The organism is Loigolactobacillus coryniformis subsp. coryniformis KCTC 3167 = DSM 20001, from assembly GCF_002706425.1.
Classification (GTDB): domain Bacteria; phylum Bacillota; class Bacilli; order Lactobacillales; family Lactobacillaceae; genus Loigolactobacillus; species Loigolactobacillus coryniformis.
In genome coordinates, this window is the sequence record NZ_CP017713.1 from 1,227,977 (window position 1) to 1,244,015 (window position 16,039).

At 42.7% G+C, this 16,039-nt stretch carries 12 protein-coding genes, 1 other RNA gene and 1 other annotated feature; of the genes, 7 read left to right on the forward strand and 6 right to left on the reverse strand.

Going from position 1 to position 16,039, the window contains the following annotated elements:
• Nucleotides 1-22 precede the first annotated feature (22 nt).
• From LC20001_RS06095 to LC20001_RS06105, 3 genes are all read right to left on the reverse strand, one after another.
• On the reverse strand, nucleotides 23-295 hold the full coding sequence (locus LC20001_RS06095; RefSeq protein WP_010009751.1) for a hypothetical protein: 273 nt from the start codon (nucleotides 293-295) through the stop codon (nucleotides 23-25).
• A 214-nt stretch (nucleotides 296-509) separates the two neighbouring features.
• A non-coding RNA gene (gene ssrS / locus LC20001_RS06100) (6S RNA) lies at nucleotides 510-699 on the reverse strand.
• A gap of 47 nt (nucleotides 700-746) precedes the next feature.
• Nucleotides 747-2,018 carry a replication-associated recombination protein A gene (locus tag LC20001_RS06105; protein WP_029507676.1) on the reverse strand — a complete coding sequence of 424 codons (1,272 nt, stop codon included), beginning with the start codon at nucleotides 2,016-2,018 and terminating at the stop codon, nucleotides 747-749.
• A 185-nt stretch (nucleotides 2,019-2,203) separates the two neighbouring features.
• Between LC20001_RS06105 and gshAB the strand changes: the two genes are divergently transcribed.
• Nucleotides 2,204-4,450: a bifunctional glutamate--cysteine ligase GshA/glutathione synthetase GshB gene (gene gshAB / locus LC20001_RS06110; protein WP_056943243.1), complete on the forward strand. Its 2,247-nt coding sequence runs from the start codon at nucleotides 2,204-2,206 to the stop codon at nucleotides 4,448-4,450.
• 43 nt (nucleotides 4,451-4,493) lie between these two features.
• On the opposite strand, the gene LC20001_RS06115 is transcribed toward gshAB, so the two are convergent.
• Nucleotides 4,494-4,943 (reverse strand): YueI family protein, encoded by a 450-nt coding sequence (locus LC20001_RS06115; RefSeq protein ID WP_010009748.1) that lies wholly within the window; start codon nucleotides 4,941-4,943, stop codon nucleotides 4,494-4,496.
• 97 nt (nucleotides 4,944-5,040) lie between these two features.
• Between LC20001_RS06115 and LC20001_RS06120 the strand changes: the two genes are divergently transcribed.
• Nucleotides 5,041-5,664, forward strand: a complete 624-nt coding sequence (locus tag LC20001_RS06120; protein WP_010009747.1) for a DUF1054 family protein — start codon at nucleotides 5,041-5,043, stop codon at nucleotides 5,662-5,664.
• A 43-nt stretch (nucleotides 5,665-5,707) separates the two neighbouring features.
• On the opposite strand, the gene rpsD is transcribed toward LC20001_RS06120, so the two are convergent.
• A complete protein-coding gene (gene rpsD / locus LC20001_RS06125) occupies nucleotides 5,708-6,319 on the reverse strand; it encodes a 30S ribosomal protein S4 (RefSeq protein ID WP_003678305.1) in 612 nt (203 codons plus the stop codon).
• Between the two features lie 325 nt (nucleotides 6,320-6,644).
• On the reverse strand, nucleotides 6,645-7,097 hold the full coding sequence (locus tag LC20001_RS06130) for a GAF domain-containing protein (protein WP_010009746.1): 453 nt from the start codon (nucleotides 7,095-7,097) through the stop codon (nucleotides 6,645-6,647).
• 149 nt (nucleotides 7,098-7,246) lie between these two features.
• Between LC20001_RS06130 and ezrA the strand changes: the two genes are divergently transcribed.
• The 5 genes from ezrA to LC20001_RS06155 all read left to right on the forward strand — a co-directional run bounded on the left by ezrA (nucleotide 7,247) and on the right by LC20001_RS06155 (nucleotide 16,036).
• The gene (ezrA, locus tag LC20001_RS06135; RefSeq protein WP_010009745.1) at nucleotides 7,247-8,962 is read left to right on the forward strand and encodes a septation ring formation regulator EzrA; all 1,716 of its coding nucleotides are present in this window, start codon (nucleotides 7,247-7,249) and stop codon (nucleotides 8,960-8,962) included.
• A 198-nt stretch (nucleotides 8,963-9,160) separates the two neighbouring features.
• Nucleotides 9,161-10,309, forward strand: coding sequence for a cysteine desulfurase family protein (locus LC20001_RS06140; protein WP_003679622.1), 1,149 nt, complete (start codon nucleotides 9,161-9,163; stop codon nucleotides 10,307-10,309).
• Nucleotides 10,310-10,389: 80 nt separating this feature from the next.
• Nucleotides 10,390-11,607 carry a tRNA uracil 4-sulfurtransferase ThiI gene (thiI, locus tag LC20001_RS06145; protein WP_003679620.1) on the forward strand — a complete coding sequence of 406 codons (1,218 nt, stop codon included), beginning with the start codon at nucleotides 10,390-10,392 and terminating at the stop codon, nucleotides 11,605-11,607.
• Between the two features lie 39 nt (nucleotides 11,608-11,646).
• Nucleotides 11,647-11,931, forward strand: a binding site (T-box leader).
• Between the two features lie 61 nt (nucleotides 11,932-11,992).
• Nucleotides 11,993-14,656, forward strand: coding sequence for a valine--tRNA ligase (locus tag LC20001_RS06150; protein ID WP_010009741.1), 2,664 nt, complete (start codon nucleotides 11,993-11,995; stop codon nucleotides 14,654-14,656).
• Between the two features lie 75 nt (nucleotides 14,657-14,731).
• Nucleotides 14,732-16,036, forward strand: a complete 1,305-nt coding sequence (locus LC20001_RS06155) for a bifunctional folylpolyglutamate synthase/dihydrofolate synthase (protein WP_003679617.1) — start codon at nucleotides 14,732-14,734, stop codon at nucleotides 16,034-16,036.
• Nucleotides 16,037-16,039 lie beyond the last annotated feature (3 nt).

The following is a 16,039-nucleotide window of genomic DNA, read 5'->3' on the forward strand; positions in this document are numbered from 1 at the left end:
TGTGTAAATGAAAGCGGCTAAATTATATTTGATTTGCGAAACTTATGGCAAAAACGGCGGCTAAAACACAACCCATCAGCAGGCAAACTAACCAAAAAGTCACATTATTGGTGATCGTGCTGACAAAAGTTAAACCACCGATCACTGCAAAGTAATTACGGTAACGAGTCAAAAAACTTTTTAGCTGTGGTTCCTGCTGCGGTTGGTGATTTAAAAATTGGCCATTAAGTTGACGATGTAAATAATAGCTGATTGCAAATAAAACTAAGGCAAAAATAAGTAGCCCGATACGCATGATCTTGTTCTCCTATTCCACAATTAAAGTCTATTTATTGGCCAGGTACGCTAATAAATCCTGCTGTGCCACTGTCGCTTGTTTTGAAAATACTGTCTAGCCAGTATTAATTACTAGAACTGATTTGCTAAACAGAACTTGCTTTCCGCTGTCGCAAGCAACATGGTTCTTTAAAATCAAAATAATAAAAAAGACGACTCTTGCGAATCGTCCTAGATGATCTGGTGGTGCCGTTGCAATTCCGTTTGTATTGAACCCGCAAATTAGCAGGTGGGTTCGGCTATTTACCCATGCTAGCGTCCTCGTGAAAAGGCTGGCTTTGATGAGTTAAAATTGTCGTTCCCGTATTTAAATTACTTGATCGGTCAACACATTGTGGAAAAATGCGCACACCTCAGAAAATCTATCCTTATACTAGCATATGGATTCGGATTGTGCAATTATTACGCAACTAATGGCGTTGGGCAGCTAGTAAACGTTGGTATTGTTCCGCTAACGCTTTTTCGTATTTACCGTTAGTTTTGGGCTGATAATAAGTTGCTTGCTTTAAACGATCCGGCAAGTATTGTTGTTTGACCCAATCGTTTGGATAATCGTGAGGAAATTTATAGCCAACGCCACGATTCAGTTTAGCGGCACCTTTGTAGTGGGCATCGCGTAGTTGATCAGGGACTTCACCGGCTTTACCGGCGCGAATGTCTTCTAGCGCGGCATCGATCGCAACGATTCCGGAGTTTGATTTTGGTGATAGTGCTAGGTCGATCACTGCGTCAGCCAGAGGAATACGCGCCTCAGGGAAACCTAGTTTTTCCGCTGCTTGTACGGCGCTAACCGTGCGCGCACAGGCTTGCGGATTACCAAGACCAATGTCTTCATAAGCGATAACCATTAGCCGGCGGGCAATACTCGGTAGATCGCCGGCTTCGATCAGTCGGCCCATGTAATGAAGAGCGGCATTAACATCACTGCCGCGAATCGATTTTTGAAACGCTGAGATCACATCATAATGTGCATCGCCATTTTTGTCGTTACTAACAGCTTTACGTTGAACGCATTCTTCAATGATCGGTAACGTAATATTGATTTTGCCATCCGTTGCGGGAGTTGATTTAACCGCTAGTTCTAAACCATTTAAAGCACTACGTAGATCACCATTAGTGGCTTGGGTCAAAAAAGTTTCTGCAGTATCATTTAAATGAACTGGTGATTCACCAAGTCCACGCGTTTTATCTTTTAGTGCGCGCTCAATCGCGACTTTAATGTCGTTTTCTGCCAGCGGTTTAACTTCAAAAATCTGTGTCCGACTGCGAATGGCGGGATTGATCGAGATATAAGGATTTTCGGTCGTTGCACCGATCAAAATAATCCGGCCATTTTCCAAATGTGGCAGTAAAAAGTCTTGTTTAGTTTTGTCTAAGCGATGAATTTCATCCAGTAGCAAGATGACAGTGCCGCTCATTTTGGCTTCTTCAGCGACGATCTGTAGATCCTTTTTACTGTCGGTGGCGGCATTGAGCATTCGAAATGCATAATGAGTTGACCCGGCAATAGCGCTGGCAATACTAGTTTTTCCGGTGCCAGGCGGGCCATATAAAATCATTGACGATAACATTTTGGCGTCGACCATTCGCCGAATGATTTTACCAGGACCAACTAAGTGTTGCTGACCAACAACTTCATCGATATTAGTCGGTCGCATGCGGTAAGCAAGTGGCTGCATCACAAAACCTCCTTCGCTCATTTAAGAACTTAATTGTTGAATAAACTAAATCATTGTTGATTTGCTGAAAATGCTAACAGAACATTATAGCACGGTAAACAAAGTTGACTCAAATGATGGGCTGTTAGTGACGGAGATTTCTTGTATAATAAAGTTACTTTATGTTGTAGAGAAAGTGAGCTGAAATTATGTTAGATCAGATTGGCACCCAATTAAAAAAATATCAGCACGAAGCTTTTTTGTTTGCTGGTCACTATGGGATTGAAAAGGAGGGTCAGCGAGTAAATACGCAAGGGGATTTGAGTCAAACACCATTGCCATTTACACAACCGCATCCTTATGTAAAAAATGATTTTGCCCAGGCTCAAGCAGAAGTGGCGACTGATTATTTTGATACTTGTCAGCAAACTTTTCAGCAATTACAGGGGCTAGATGCGGTATTATTACGGGCCTTACCAGAAAATGAGGTCTTATGGCCATTGTCAATGCCACCAAAGTTGCCATCAGCGGCAGAGATCAAAATAGCGGCGCCCACTGCAGCTGGGTCACATTACCGCCAACAAATTGCGCATAAATATGGCTATCAGATGCAGATGATGTCGGCGGTGCACGTTAATTTTTCATTATCGGAACGCTTGATGCGCTTTTTATTTGAAGTTCATTATCATAATCAATTTAATGATGACTATATTGCTTTTCATAATGCGGCTTATTTGAAACTGACTCAGAATTATTTGCGGTATCGTTATGTGCTGACTTATTTATTTGGTGCTAGTCCGTTGGCTGCAGCTAATTTTTCAACCGCTGTGCCAGATCATTTGGTTCGCAGTTTGCACGCTAGTCGGCGCTTTGGTTATGTTAATCGCGCTAGTCAGGAAGTCTCTTTCCAATCCATCACGGCTTATGTTGCTGATTTGCAGCAATTGATCAATAACGGTGAATTGCAAGGACCACGCGAATTTTATTCACCAGTCCGGTTACACGGTAATTCGCTAGCTGAATTAGAGTCAGCTGGCATTCATTACTTGGAGTTACGTAACTTAGACATAGATCCTTATGCAGCTGATGGTTTAAGTGCAACCACATTAAACTTTTTCCGTTTATTTTTAGCCTATCTACTGGTAACACCTAGCGTGCCCGTCGAACAAGCGCCAACTGTTTTAGTGCAAGCAGCGGCCCAAAATGAAACCGTAGCGTTAGAGTCACCGTTAGGGGTCTCGCGCTTACAGCCGCAATTACAAGAATTTATGCAGTCGTTAGGAAAATTTGCTCAGAACTTTCAGGCACCAGTTGAATTGCAGCAGGCTTTGCAAACAATGCAGGCTCGTGTCGTTGATTATCGGTTAACGCCTAGCTATCGCTTAAGTGAAGAAATTAACGGTGGTTCATTGCAGCAATTTGCTTTGCGACAGGCACAAATATTCAAGCAACAAGCGATTGCACAGCCTTACCAATTACCGGGATATACACAATTGGCTGCGGATAGTCAGTTGCTGCTAGCTAACGCTTATCAGCGTGGTTTAGCTGTGCGTTTGCTGGATGAACAAGCTGGCGTATTTCAACTAGCTGAGCATGAAGTGATCGGACCCGGTGCCAGTACGCGTTTGAATTCACAAACGGCGGTTATGGCTAGCCAAAATAAGTTAGTGACAAAGAAGTTATTGGGCCAAGCAGGTTTAATTGTGCCAGCCGGTGCCGAATATACACAGGTTGCGACTGCGATGGCTGACTTTGCTGATCTTGCAAAACAGGGATTAGTGGTCAAGCCTAAGTGGGGAACTAAGGGGCAAGGTATTACTGTTTTCCAAACTGCGCCAACCGCTGAGCTATTTAAGGCGGCGCTGGAGCGAGCTTTGACAACTGGAACTAGTGCTTTGGTGGAGAATTATGTACCAGGCACAGTTTATCGTTTTCTAGTCATTGCTGGACGTGTTTGCGCAGTGGCAGAATGCATGCCGGCTAATGTTGTTGGCGACGGTCGGCAAGCTTTGACTGCTTTAGTCGTACGTAAAAATAAACAAGCCAATCGAGGGTTAAATCGTCCTTTGCGACCAATACCATTAGATGGACAAACGAATTTTGATTTACAACAACAAGGATTGCAGCGTTCGATCATTCCGGCGCGGGGCAATCAGGTTAATTTAAGATTGGCTGCGAATTTTGCTACTGGTGCTGATGCGGTGGATGTAACTGCAGATATGGACGCTAGTTACAAAGAAGTGGCAGTGGCGGCAGCGCAAGCATTACAGTTACAAGTTGCTGGGGTCGATATTGTGATCGATAATCTTTATCAGCCGGTAGATGCAGCCCATCCAGAATTAGCGACGGTTTTAAGTGTGACCGCACGACCTGAATTAGCCGTACATGAGGCTCCTTATTTTGGTACTACACAACCAGTCACCGCGGCTTTACTCGATCAATTATTGACTAAATAAAAAACGTAGCCACACCGTGTTTGGTTACGGGTGGCTACGTTCATTAATGATCACGATGGAATAAATTATCTAAAAACGAATGCTGCGGCGTTTCTTTTTCTTCGGCTTGATAAAAGTGACTAATATCAACCTTAGCCTGGTTGACCGCTGTTGTTGTAACTAATAACAATGCAATCGCCTCCGGTGCGGTGCTGGTGGTATCATCATTAACCATGGTAAAAGCGAGATCGTGTTGTGTGGCGTATTGTAAATAAGGTTTCAGTTGCGCTGAATTTAAGCGGCCATTGAGTAATAATTTAGTCGCTGCCAATTTTGGCGCGATTGACTTAAAGGCTGGTAATGTCCGTTGATCGGTTAATTGCGCCACCTGAATTTGCAATAAAACTCGCTCACGTAGCGAACCGAGATAACGACGACGCTCATCTGGTTTAGTCTGGGGTGTGCCTGTCATGCGACTTTTTAATTGGCTTTCGAGGTCATTGTTTTCCGTCACGCTGGGTCATCCCTTTCATCATTATTTGATACCATCATGATAGCATATCCAATTAATAAACCAAATTTAGTGCAGTAAGTTTAAAAGGGGAGTGAGTATGATCAGTTTTACAGCAAATGATTTTAAAGTTTTTAACGAGCAAACGGTAGCAGGGCGGATGGCGTTGATTCGTGAGCAGCTTGATCCTAAGTTTGAGATGCTTGGTGCAACGCTCAGTACCCAATTGGCGGTAGTTAAATTGCCGGTTTATATTAATGTAGCTAAACACTTACGTCGCCATATTAATCCGGCACCAAATACTTGGTTTGCATTAGGACCATATAAACGTGGATATAAAATGGTGCCTCATTTTGAAATCGGCTTTTGGGATGATCGTTTGTTTACTTGGTTGTGCTTGTTGGAAAATATTCAGCAACCAGCGCCATATGCCGCGATTTTACACCACCAACAGCATTTGATCGAACACTTGCCGGTTGGTGACTGGCAGTTGTCGGGTAATCATATGGCTAAGCCAATTCAACCGTTAAATACAGCTAATTTAGTTGCACAAACGCAGCGTTTTACTGAAGTTAAAAAAGGCGAGTGGCTGTTAGGCAAAGAGTGGTTTAAAACAGATCCTATTTTTGCAACCAATGGTGCAATTGAAAACGAGATCCAGCAAACGGTTTTAGAACTAGCGCCGCTTTATCGTGAACTATTAGCAGCAATTCAACCAGACTAAAAAAACGCCTGACACAATGTGTCGGGCGTTTTTAGCATTGATATTACAATAATTGGTTGTAGTATTCAACGACAAGTGTTTCATCAATATCTGGTTCTAATTCGTCACGTTCTGGGAAACGAGTTAATGAACCTTCTAATTTGTCAGCATCGAAGCTTACGAAAGCAGGACGGCCAACAACTGCTTCAAGAGCAGCTTGGATGATCACTAAGTTTTTAGATTTTTCACGAACTGAAATTACTTGGCCGACTTCAACGTGGTATGAAGGAATATCAACACGTTTGCCATCTACTAAGATATGACCATGGTTAACTAATTGACGTGCTTGGGCACGAGTTGTAGCTAAACCTAAACGGTAAACCATGTTATCTAAGCGTTGTTCCAATAAGATCATGAAGTTAACACCTTGTTTACCTTCTTTGATCTTACCAGCTTTTTGGAACAAGTTAGAGAATTGGCGTTCGTTTAAACCATACATGAAACGTAGCTTTTGCTTTTCACGTAATTGAACACCATATTCTGATAATTTGCGGCGGCTGTTGGGACCATGATCGCCAGGTGCGTAAGGACGCCGAGCTAATTCTTTACCTGTACCAGATAAAGAAATACCTAAACGGCGAGATTTTTTCCATTGTGGGCCTGTATAACGAGACATAAAAAAATTCCTCCAATAAGTTTATTTGGAGTAAAATAACGAATTGTAAGTTCAGTATACGTGCAGTTTGTTCTGCAACTTTCGCCTTATGCAGCCGCAGGTTACTTGTTGAACTTTGGTGCAACAAACTGTTGACGTGCTTACCACTTACTGCTGCATTATTTTACACAACGACCAGTGTAGCAAAGCTAAGGGGGAAAGTCAATTATTGTTTTTATAGGCCGGGAAAAAGCCCACACCAGTTGTTATCGCTAGTGTGGGCTTTAAACGTGGTTGAAAAAGTAAATTATTGCGTACAGCTAAACCTTTTTTCAATACACACTTTTTATAGATGCTTGACCAAGACAGCAGCAAATTCTTCTAACGCAGCTTGATCATCAGCGTTAAAACAATCAAACTTTAATGAATCAATGTCGAGAACACCAATTTTACGGTCGCCATCAGTTAAGGGTACAACAATTTCGGCATTGGTAGCTGAGTCGCAGGCAATGTGACCAGCAAATTGATGAACATCAGCCACGACTTGCGTTTTTTGGGTGGCAAAAGCAGTGCCAACAACGCCCTTACCATTAGCAATGTGCATACATGCCACCTTACCTTGAAAAGGACCCAAGTCGAGTTCGTTCTTACTTTTATTATAAAGATAAAAGCCGACCCAATTGACATCAGTTAAGCTGTCATTTAATAATGCGGCAGCGTTAGCCAGATTAGCCATTAAATTTGGTTCGTTATATAGTAGCGCATCAACTTGTTGCGCCAAAAGTGAGTGTTTAGTCATTCTATTTGGACCTCCAAAATAAATTAGATGCTGTTTTTGCGATTCGTTAGTGATGCACCGCGGTCACTATGATATAATTTAGAGTAGATTTTAACGACCTTTACAAATAAATGCAAGGTAAATTGTGAAACGTGACGGGGGTTTTATTGATGGAGTTAATTTTGATCGGTATTATTATTTTAGCATTAGTGCTATATGTCGGGGTGATTTTTTACCAGCGACGTAATTCTAAGCAGATCGATGCACTGCAAGATCGAGAACAGAAGCTGACTAAATTACCGTTCAAAAAAACGATGAGTGCTGCACGGCAGCAGGGCTTAGCGGGACAAAGTCAAGAAGAATACGCTAAGTGGCAGGAACGTTTACAAGAGATTCAGAAAAATTGCTTTGCTGATTTAGAGCGTAAATTATTATTAGCGGAAACGACCAATAATCGTTATCGTTTCTTTGCAGCAGCAAAGACGATCAAAGAGCTGAAGCAGCAATTGACTACCGTTCAACAAGCTCTGGATGAGATCATGGCTGGTTTTGGTCAGATTCAAGCTGATGCAACGGCAAATCAAACGAAGGCCAAAGAATTACGTGAACTTTATCAGAAGTTACGTAAACAGTTATTGACCAAGAGCTTTTCGTATGGAGCCGCTGCTGACGGCTTAGAAGAAAAATTAAGTTATTTAGAAACATCCTTTGATAAGTATAATCGGTTTACTAAATCTGGTGATCATGTCGAAGGTAAAGCAATTTTAGGCCAATTGGACAAAGATATCACTGAGTTGAATGATTTGATGAAACGGATCCCGCCCCGTTTCAAAGAATTAAATAATGAATTTCCGGAACAATTAGAAGAATTACGTCAAGGTTATCGGCGTCTGGCCGATGAGGCGTATCAATTCTATGATATTGACATTCCAGCTGAATTAACTGATCTAGATCAACATATTAATACTACTAGAAAATCACTTAAGAAATTAGATTTAACGGCGATCGAGGCAACCGACCAAGATATTGCACGGCGGATCGATCACTTGTATGATGTAATGGAAGCTGAAATCAAGGCACATGAAGAAGTTGAATCGCGCCATGATGAATTACAAGCTTTTATCAATCACGCCCAGAAACAAAATCGTGAATTACAAGATGAACTGGATCATTTAAATCAAAGTTACAGTCTAAATAATAATGAAATAAGTCAAGCACAAGAGTTAAAACATCAATTAGACGAAATTCGGACAACGTTTGAGAATGATATGCAGGAAGTAGCTGGTCAGACGGCAGTCTATTCAATGGTTGCGGAAAATTATAGCACCGCCTTTGCAGCTTTGACTGAGATCGAAAAGAAACAAAAAGCAATCAACGATAGTGTTCAAGGATTGCGGCGTGGTGAAGAAGAAGCCCAACGTTCGTTGCAATCATTTGAGTTTGAGATCCGTAATGTTAAACGTCAGGTTGAAAAACTTAATCTTCCTGGGCTGCCACGGCATTATTTAGATTTCTTCTTTATTGTCGCTGATGAGATCACTAAACTTGATCAGGAATTAAATCAAGTTAAGATCGATCTAGATGTGATCACCAAGGAGCTGATCACTACCCAAGAAGACCTAAACAAGCTGAAAGAAGAAACCAACGCTTTGATCGACAGTGCACTATTGACTGAGCAGTTACTGCAATACGCCAATCGATATCGGCATAGTCATGCCGATGTGGCGCAAGCTAGTGATGAAGCGCTGCGTTTATTTAATAGCGAATATGATTACAAACAAGCGGCTGAAACCATTGCCACTGTTTTAGAGCAAGTCGAACCAGGTAGTTATAAAAAAGTTGAAGAAAGCTTCTATAAAACGAAGGATCAGGAGTTAAAGGTTTGATAGTCGTTATAAAAGGTGCTGTCCGTTCTGCGTTGAGCGGTGGTGCCTTTTTGATTGCTTATTAAAAGTTAGTATTGTCTTTTAAGATGAGTTTGTTATAATAGTTGGGAATTTTGTTATTGATCGTAAGAGTTAGTCAACAATACGCTGTGAGTAAAATCGTCAGGCGTGGAATAACGAAAAAGGAAGAATGTTTGCATGATTTATTTTGATAATAGCGCGACAACTGCGGCGGCACCAGAAGTTCTGCAGTCTTACCAAGCAGTCAGTCAGGATTTTTTTGGTAATCCGTCTAGTTTGCATGCGTTAGGCGATAAAGCCGATAATTTATTACAACAGTCGCGACAACAAATCGCTCAGTTGATCCAAGCCGAACCTGATGAAATTTATTTCACCAGTGGTGGTACCGAAGGCGACAATTGGGTCGTTAAAGGAACCGCAATCGCAAAACGCCAATTTGGTAAACATTTGATCAGCACAGAGATTGAACATCCGGCAGTTAAAAATTCATTAGCCCAATTGGAACAGTTAGGCTACGAGGTGACTTATTTACCCGTTGATAAGCGTGGGTTTATTGATCCCGCTGACTTAAAAGCAGCCTTGCGATCAGATACGATCCTAGTTTCGATCATGGCAGTCAATAATGAAATTGGTAGTGTTCAACCACTTAAAGAAGTTGCCGATATTTTGGCTGATTATCCACGAGTGCATTTCCATGTTGATGCGGTACAATCGATCGGTAAGGGACTATTACCATTACTGAGATTACCACGGATCGACTTTTTAACCTTCTCAGCGCATAAATTCCATGGTCCCCGGGGAACGGGCTTTATCTATGCGAAGCGTGGGCGCCAGTTAGCGCCTTTGATGACTGGTGGTGGTCAAGAAAACAATTGGCGTAGTGGTACAGAAAATCTACCGGCAATCGCGGGGATGGCTAAGGCATTACGTTTATTGTTAACTGATGAGTCAGCCAAGGTACAACAACAGCAGGCAATCAAAACTAAAATTTATCAGCACGTGGCGCAACAGCCTAAGGTCACAATTTTCTCGGAAAATACTGCTGATTTCGCACCGCACATTCTTTGCTTTGGCATTCAAGGTGTTCGTGGTGAAACCATCGTCCATGCTTTTGAGGAGCATGATATTTATATCTCAACCACCAGTGCTTGTTCCTCTAAAAAAGGAACGATTTCGGGTACGTTAGCAGCTATGCACGTTCCTGATGAGATTGCAACGAGTGCTGTTCGGGTTTCTTTAGATGAAAATAATACTTTGGCTGAAGCAGAGGCTTTCATCAAAGCTTTTGATCAGATTTATGCGCGTTTTGAATTGATCAACTCATAATCGTACAAGGAACAGATTTTTCGTGGCATAAATTTTGCCATGAGGAATAGTCGACTTTAATCGTGAAATAGGAGAATTTAATGGAATATACAGAAATTATGGTGCGCTACGGTGAATTATCAACTAAAGGTAAAAACCGGCGCAGCTTTATCGATCGTTTATACAGTAATACACGCAAGGCGCTACATCGTTTTCCAGCGTTAGAAATTCATGCTCGCCGTGATCGGTTACACGTTGTTTTGCATGGTGAAGACAGTGCCGCAGTGATGAAACGTTTAGGCCAAGTTTTTGGCATTCAAAACTTTTCACCATCGATCCGAGTAGAACGTGATATGGATCAGGTCCGGGCAACCGCAATCGCTATGATTAAGGAACAATATCAGCCTGGTGACACATTTAAGGTCAATACGCGTCGTTCAGATCATAACTTTGAATTAGACACCAACGAAATGAACGCCGAGCTTGGTGGCGTAATTTTGGACAATGTTCCAGGAATTACGGTGCGTGTGCATAAGCCAGAAATCACATTGCGAGTTGAAGTTCGTTTGGATGGTATTTATTTATCTAGCCGGACGATTCAAGGTGCTGGTGGGTTGCCAGTTGGGACTGCCGGTCGGGGTATGTTGATGTTATCTGGTGGAATCGATTCGCCAGTGGCTGGTTATTTAGCCATGAAGCGTGGTGTAGCGATTCAAATGGTGCACTTTTTTAGCCCGCCATATACGAGTGCCAAAGCGCTAGCCAAGGCCAAGGAATTGACTTCAAAATTAGCACCGTATGCTGGTAGCATTCAGTTTATTGAAGTGCCATTTACGCATATTCAAGAAGAAATCAAAAATAAAGTGCCTGAAGGCTATTTGATGACTGTACAGCGGCGTTTAATGTTACGTTTGACTGATAAAATTCGTGAACAACAGCGAGGGTTAGCTATTTTTAATGGGGAAGCCTTAGGTCAAGTCGCCTCACAGACAATGGAAAGTATGGTCGCAATCAATGATGTGACCACAACACCAATTTTGCGGCCAGTTGTTTCAATGGATAAAAACGAGATCATCAAAATTGCCGAAGAAATCGATACGTTTAATTTATCGATCATGCCGTTTGAAGATTGCTGTACGATTTTTGCGCCACCAGCACCAAAGACACGGCCTAACTTGGAAAAGACGCGGGCCTATGAAAAGTTCATTGATGTTGAGGGCTTGATGGCTGAAGCGTTAGCTGGTATTAAAATGACTGAAATTAAAGCTGACGAAGAATTTTTGTCTCAAGATCAGACTGAAATCGCCAGTCTGCTTTAATTTAGCATTGCACTACTGCCGATTTTTTGCTACAGTAGTTTCAAAGCATTGAACAAGCGAGTAGTTGTGGAATCGCGGCATAGAGAAAAAGTGAATTGCTGCAAGCTTTACGCGATACACAATGAAGGTAACTTGGGAGCTGTTACTTTGAAATCTAGGTTGTTTAAGTTAGTTTTTATCGCTAATTTGATCTAGAAGTGGTTGGAAAAATTGCTTTTTTAACCACTCGAGTAGGAGTAGCCGGTAGATAGCCGTTATGATCAATTAAGTGGCGCAGTATGCGCAATTTAGGTGGTACCGCGAATAACAGCATTCGTCCTATTGATTTAGGACGGGTGCTTTTTTATTTGCAGTGAACGATATTAATTTTAGAGGGGTGACGTCAATGGCTGACAAAAAACAGATGTCAACTAAGTACGATCCGCATCAGGTTGAACCTGGGCGGTATGAAGAATGGCTCAAAAAAGATTTATTCAAACCAAGTGGCGATCCGGAAGCAAAACCGTATTCAATCGTGATCCCACCGCCTAATGTAACTGGTAAGCTACATTTAGGCCATGCTTGGGATACCACGTTACAGGATATGTTGATCCGTCAAAAACGGATGCAAGGGTATGACGTTTTGTGGTTACCAGGGATGGACCATGCTGGTATCGCCACTCAGGCCAAAGTTGAAGGTCACTTACGCGAAAAGGGTATTACGCGCTATGATTTAGGCCGTGAAAAATTTGTTGACGAAGTATGGGATTGGGTCCATGAATATGGTGATATCATTCATCAGCAATGGGCTAAGTTAGGTATCTCAGTCGACTATTCACGTGAACGCTTCACTTTGGATGAAGGTTTGTCCAAGGCTGTCCGTAAAGTCTTTGTTGAACTATACAAAAAAGGCTTGATCTATCGCGGTGAATATATCATCAACTGGGATCCGCAAGCGCGGACGGCTTTATCTGATATCGAAGTCATTCATCAGGATGATCAAGGCGCTTTTTATCATGTTAAATACCCGTTTGTTGATCCTGATTATACGTTTGATGGTAAGAACTACATTGAAATTGCAACCACCCGGCCAGAAACGATGTTTGGGGATGTGGCTGTTGCGGTCAACCCAGATGACGAACGTTATAAAGATCTGGTTGGTCGTGAAGTTGTCTTACCATTACAAGGGCGGCATTTACCAATCATTGCCGATCCGTACGTTGATAAGGAGTTTGGAACGGGGATGGTTAAAATTACCCCAGCCCATGATCCTAATGATTTCCAAGTTGGTAATCGCCATAATTTAAAGCGGATCAATACAATGAATGAAGATGCATCAATGAACGCCAATGCCGGCAAATATGAAGGTATGGACCGTTTTGATGCCCGTAAAGCTATGGTGGCTGATTTAGATCAGGAAGGCTACTTATTACGCACAGATCCAATCGTGCATAGTGTGGGCCATTCTGAGCGGACTGGCGTTCAAGTTGAAGCGCGCTTATCAACACAGTGGTTCGTCAAGATGAAGCCATTAGCTGAAGCGGCTTTGAAGAACCAAAATGGGGACGATCGGGTTGATTTTGTGCCTGAACGGTTTGAAAACACCTTCACGCAATGGATGGATAATGTACATGATTGGGTGATCTCACGGCAGCTTTGGTGGGGACATCGGATCCCAGCTTGGTATAACAAGGAAACTGGCGAGACGTATGTTGGTATGGAAGCGCCAGCCGATCCAGAAAATTGGGAACAAGATTCAGACGTACTTGATACGTGGTTTAGTAGTGCTTTATGGCCATTTTCAACGATGGGTTGGCCCGACACTGATGCGCCTGACTTCAAGCGCTATTTCCCAACTAACACCTTAGTAACAGGCTACGATATTATTTTCTTCTGGGTTTCCCGGATGATCTTCCAGAGCTTAGAATTTACTGGTAAACGGCCATTTGAACACGTTTTGATCCATGGTTTGATTCGTGATGAACAGGGCCGCAAGATGAGTAAATCCTTGGGTAATGGGATTGATCCAATGGAAGTTATCGAAAAGTATGGTGCCGACGCTTTACGCTGGTTCTTAAGCACTGGTTCAACTCCAGGGCAAGATGTACGCTTCTCTTATAGCAAAATGGACGCCGCATGGAACTTTATTAACAAGATCTGGAACGCCAGCCGTTTTGTGATCATGAATTTAGATTCTACGACTACGTCAACAATGCCAACTGCGGATCAACGTGACTTGGCTGATCGCTGGATCTTGAGTCGTTTAAATGACACCGTCAAAGACGTGACGCGCTTATTTGAAGACTTTGAATTTGGTGAAGCGGGCCGCTTGCTTTATAATTTCATCTGGAACGATCTTTGTGATTGGTACATTGAAATGAGTAAAGAAGTCTTGTACGGCGATGATCAGACGGCCATTGCAAACAAACAACAGGCTTTAGCTTATGTTTTCGAACAAACGTTGAAATTAATGCATCCGATCATGCCATTTGTTACTGAAGAATTATGGCAACAATTACCACATGTCGGGGATTCGATCGTGACGGCTAGCTATCCTGTTGAACACACTGAACTGGCTGATGCTGATGCGGTGGCGCAAATGTCTAGCTTGATTGATCTGATTCGTTCAGTTCGTAATATTCGGGCGGAGGTCAATGCGCCATTATCCAGCCCAATTGATGTGATGATCAAAACAACGGATCAATCGACGCAGACTATCTTTGAGAACAATCGGGAATACATCGAGCGCTTTGTTCATCCTAAGGCCTTGACGATTGCGGCGGATGTTGCGGCGCCAGCTTTGGCGATGTCGGCAATTATTACGGGCGCCGAGATCTATGTACCACTAGCTGAGTTGATCGATCTGAATGAAGAAATCAAAAGGATGGAAAAGGAAGCAGCTAAATTACAGAGTGAGGTTACGCGGGCTGATAAAAAATTAGGTAATGAGCGTTTCGTGCAAAATGCACCTGAAGCGGTTGTCGCTGAACAAAAAGCTAAACGCGCTGACTATGAACAAAAATTAGCAGCTGCTAACGAACGAATTACTGAATTGAAAGCTAATTTATAGGCGGTAAAAAAAAGAAGTCTGAATTTCAGGCTTCTTTTTTTGTTATACTGGAAAAAAAGTGAAAGTGGCGAAATTATGTACGCAGAAAATTATCAAGTTGCCTTAACTAAAATTCACAGTCGGCCTAAAATGCATAAGGAAGGCAGTTTAAGTCGTATGCAACGGGCAGTTGCTGCCTTTGGTCATCCGGAAAAACAGATAACCGCGATTCATGTTGCTGGTACCAATGGTAAAGGATCTGTGGTCAATGATCTCCGTTATTTAGCAAATGCGCAGGGTATGACAGTAGGAACATTTACATCACCGTTTTTGACGCATTTTAATGAACGAATCAGCATTGATGGGGAACCAATCAGTGATGAAGCGTTGTTGCAGTTAGTCAACCAGGTCGGCCCACGTGTGGCCGAATTGGATGCGGCGCAACCAGAAAATCAGATCACTGAATTTGAATTTGTCACCTTGTTAATGCTTGTCTACTTTGCGCAGCAACCGATTGATTTGGCGATTATTGAGGTCGGTATCGGGGGACTGACGGATGCGACTAACGTGATCACGCCATTGGTGTCAGTGATCACTACGATTGGTTACGATCATATGGCACTGTTGGGTGACACATTGACCGAGATTGCAGCACATAAAGCGGGGATAATTAAGCCAGGTCAGCCTGTGGTCAGTGGGCGATTGCCGGCAGAAGCGCAGGCGGTAGTTAGTACTGTGGCTGAACAAAAGCACAGCCGACTGTACCGGTTAGGCGATGATTTTAAAACTTCGCGGCATCAAGCCTTGGCGACTTGGGGCGAGACTTTTGATTTCACTGGCTTAGCTCAGCACGTAAAAGGAATCGAGCTACCGATGTTAGGCGATTATCAAATTGATAATGCTGCAGTGGCCATTGCTGCCTTTGTCTTGGCGTTACAACAATTGCAGCAAAGTAGTGATGCCAAAACAATCAAGGCTGGTTTAGCACAGGCTAAGTGGCTCGGACGCTTAGAGAAGATCAACGATCAGCCGCTAATCGTTTTAGACGGGGCGCACAATGAACCGGCAATGCATGCTTTGGCGGACACGTTGAAAGCAAATTTCAGCCAACTAGAGATCTATATTATTTTTGCTGCACTGAAGGATAAGGAAACCACTAAAATGTTAGCAATTTTGGAACGGTTACCTAATGTCCATCTCATTTTGACGCAGTTTAACGGTAATGATCGGGTGGCTGCAGCTAGTGAGTTAGAACAAGCAAGTGAGCAAGATCTGCCGTTATATACATACTGGCAGGAAGCGCTGCAAGCGGTCTTGCAAGAAGCATCAGCAGACGATATGCTATTATTAACGGGTTCACTTTATTTTGTTTCTGAAGTGCGCCACTATTTTGAAAGTTGAGGA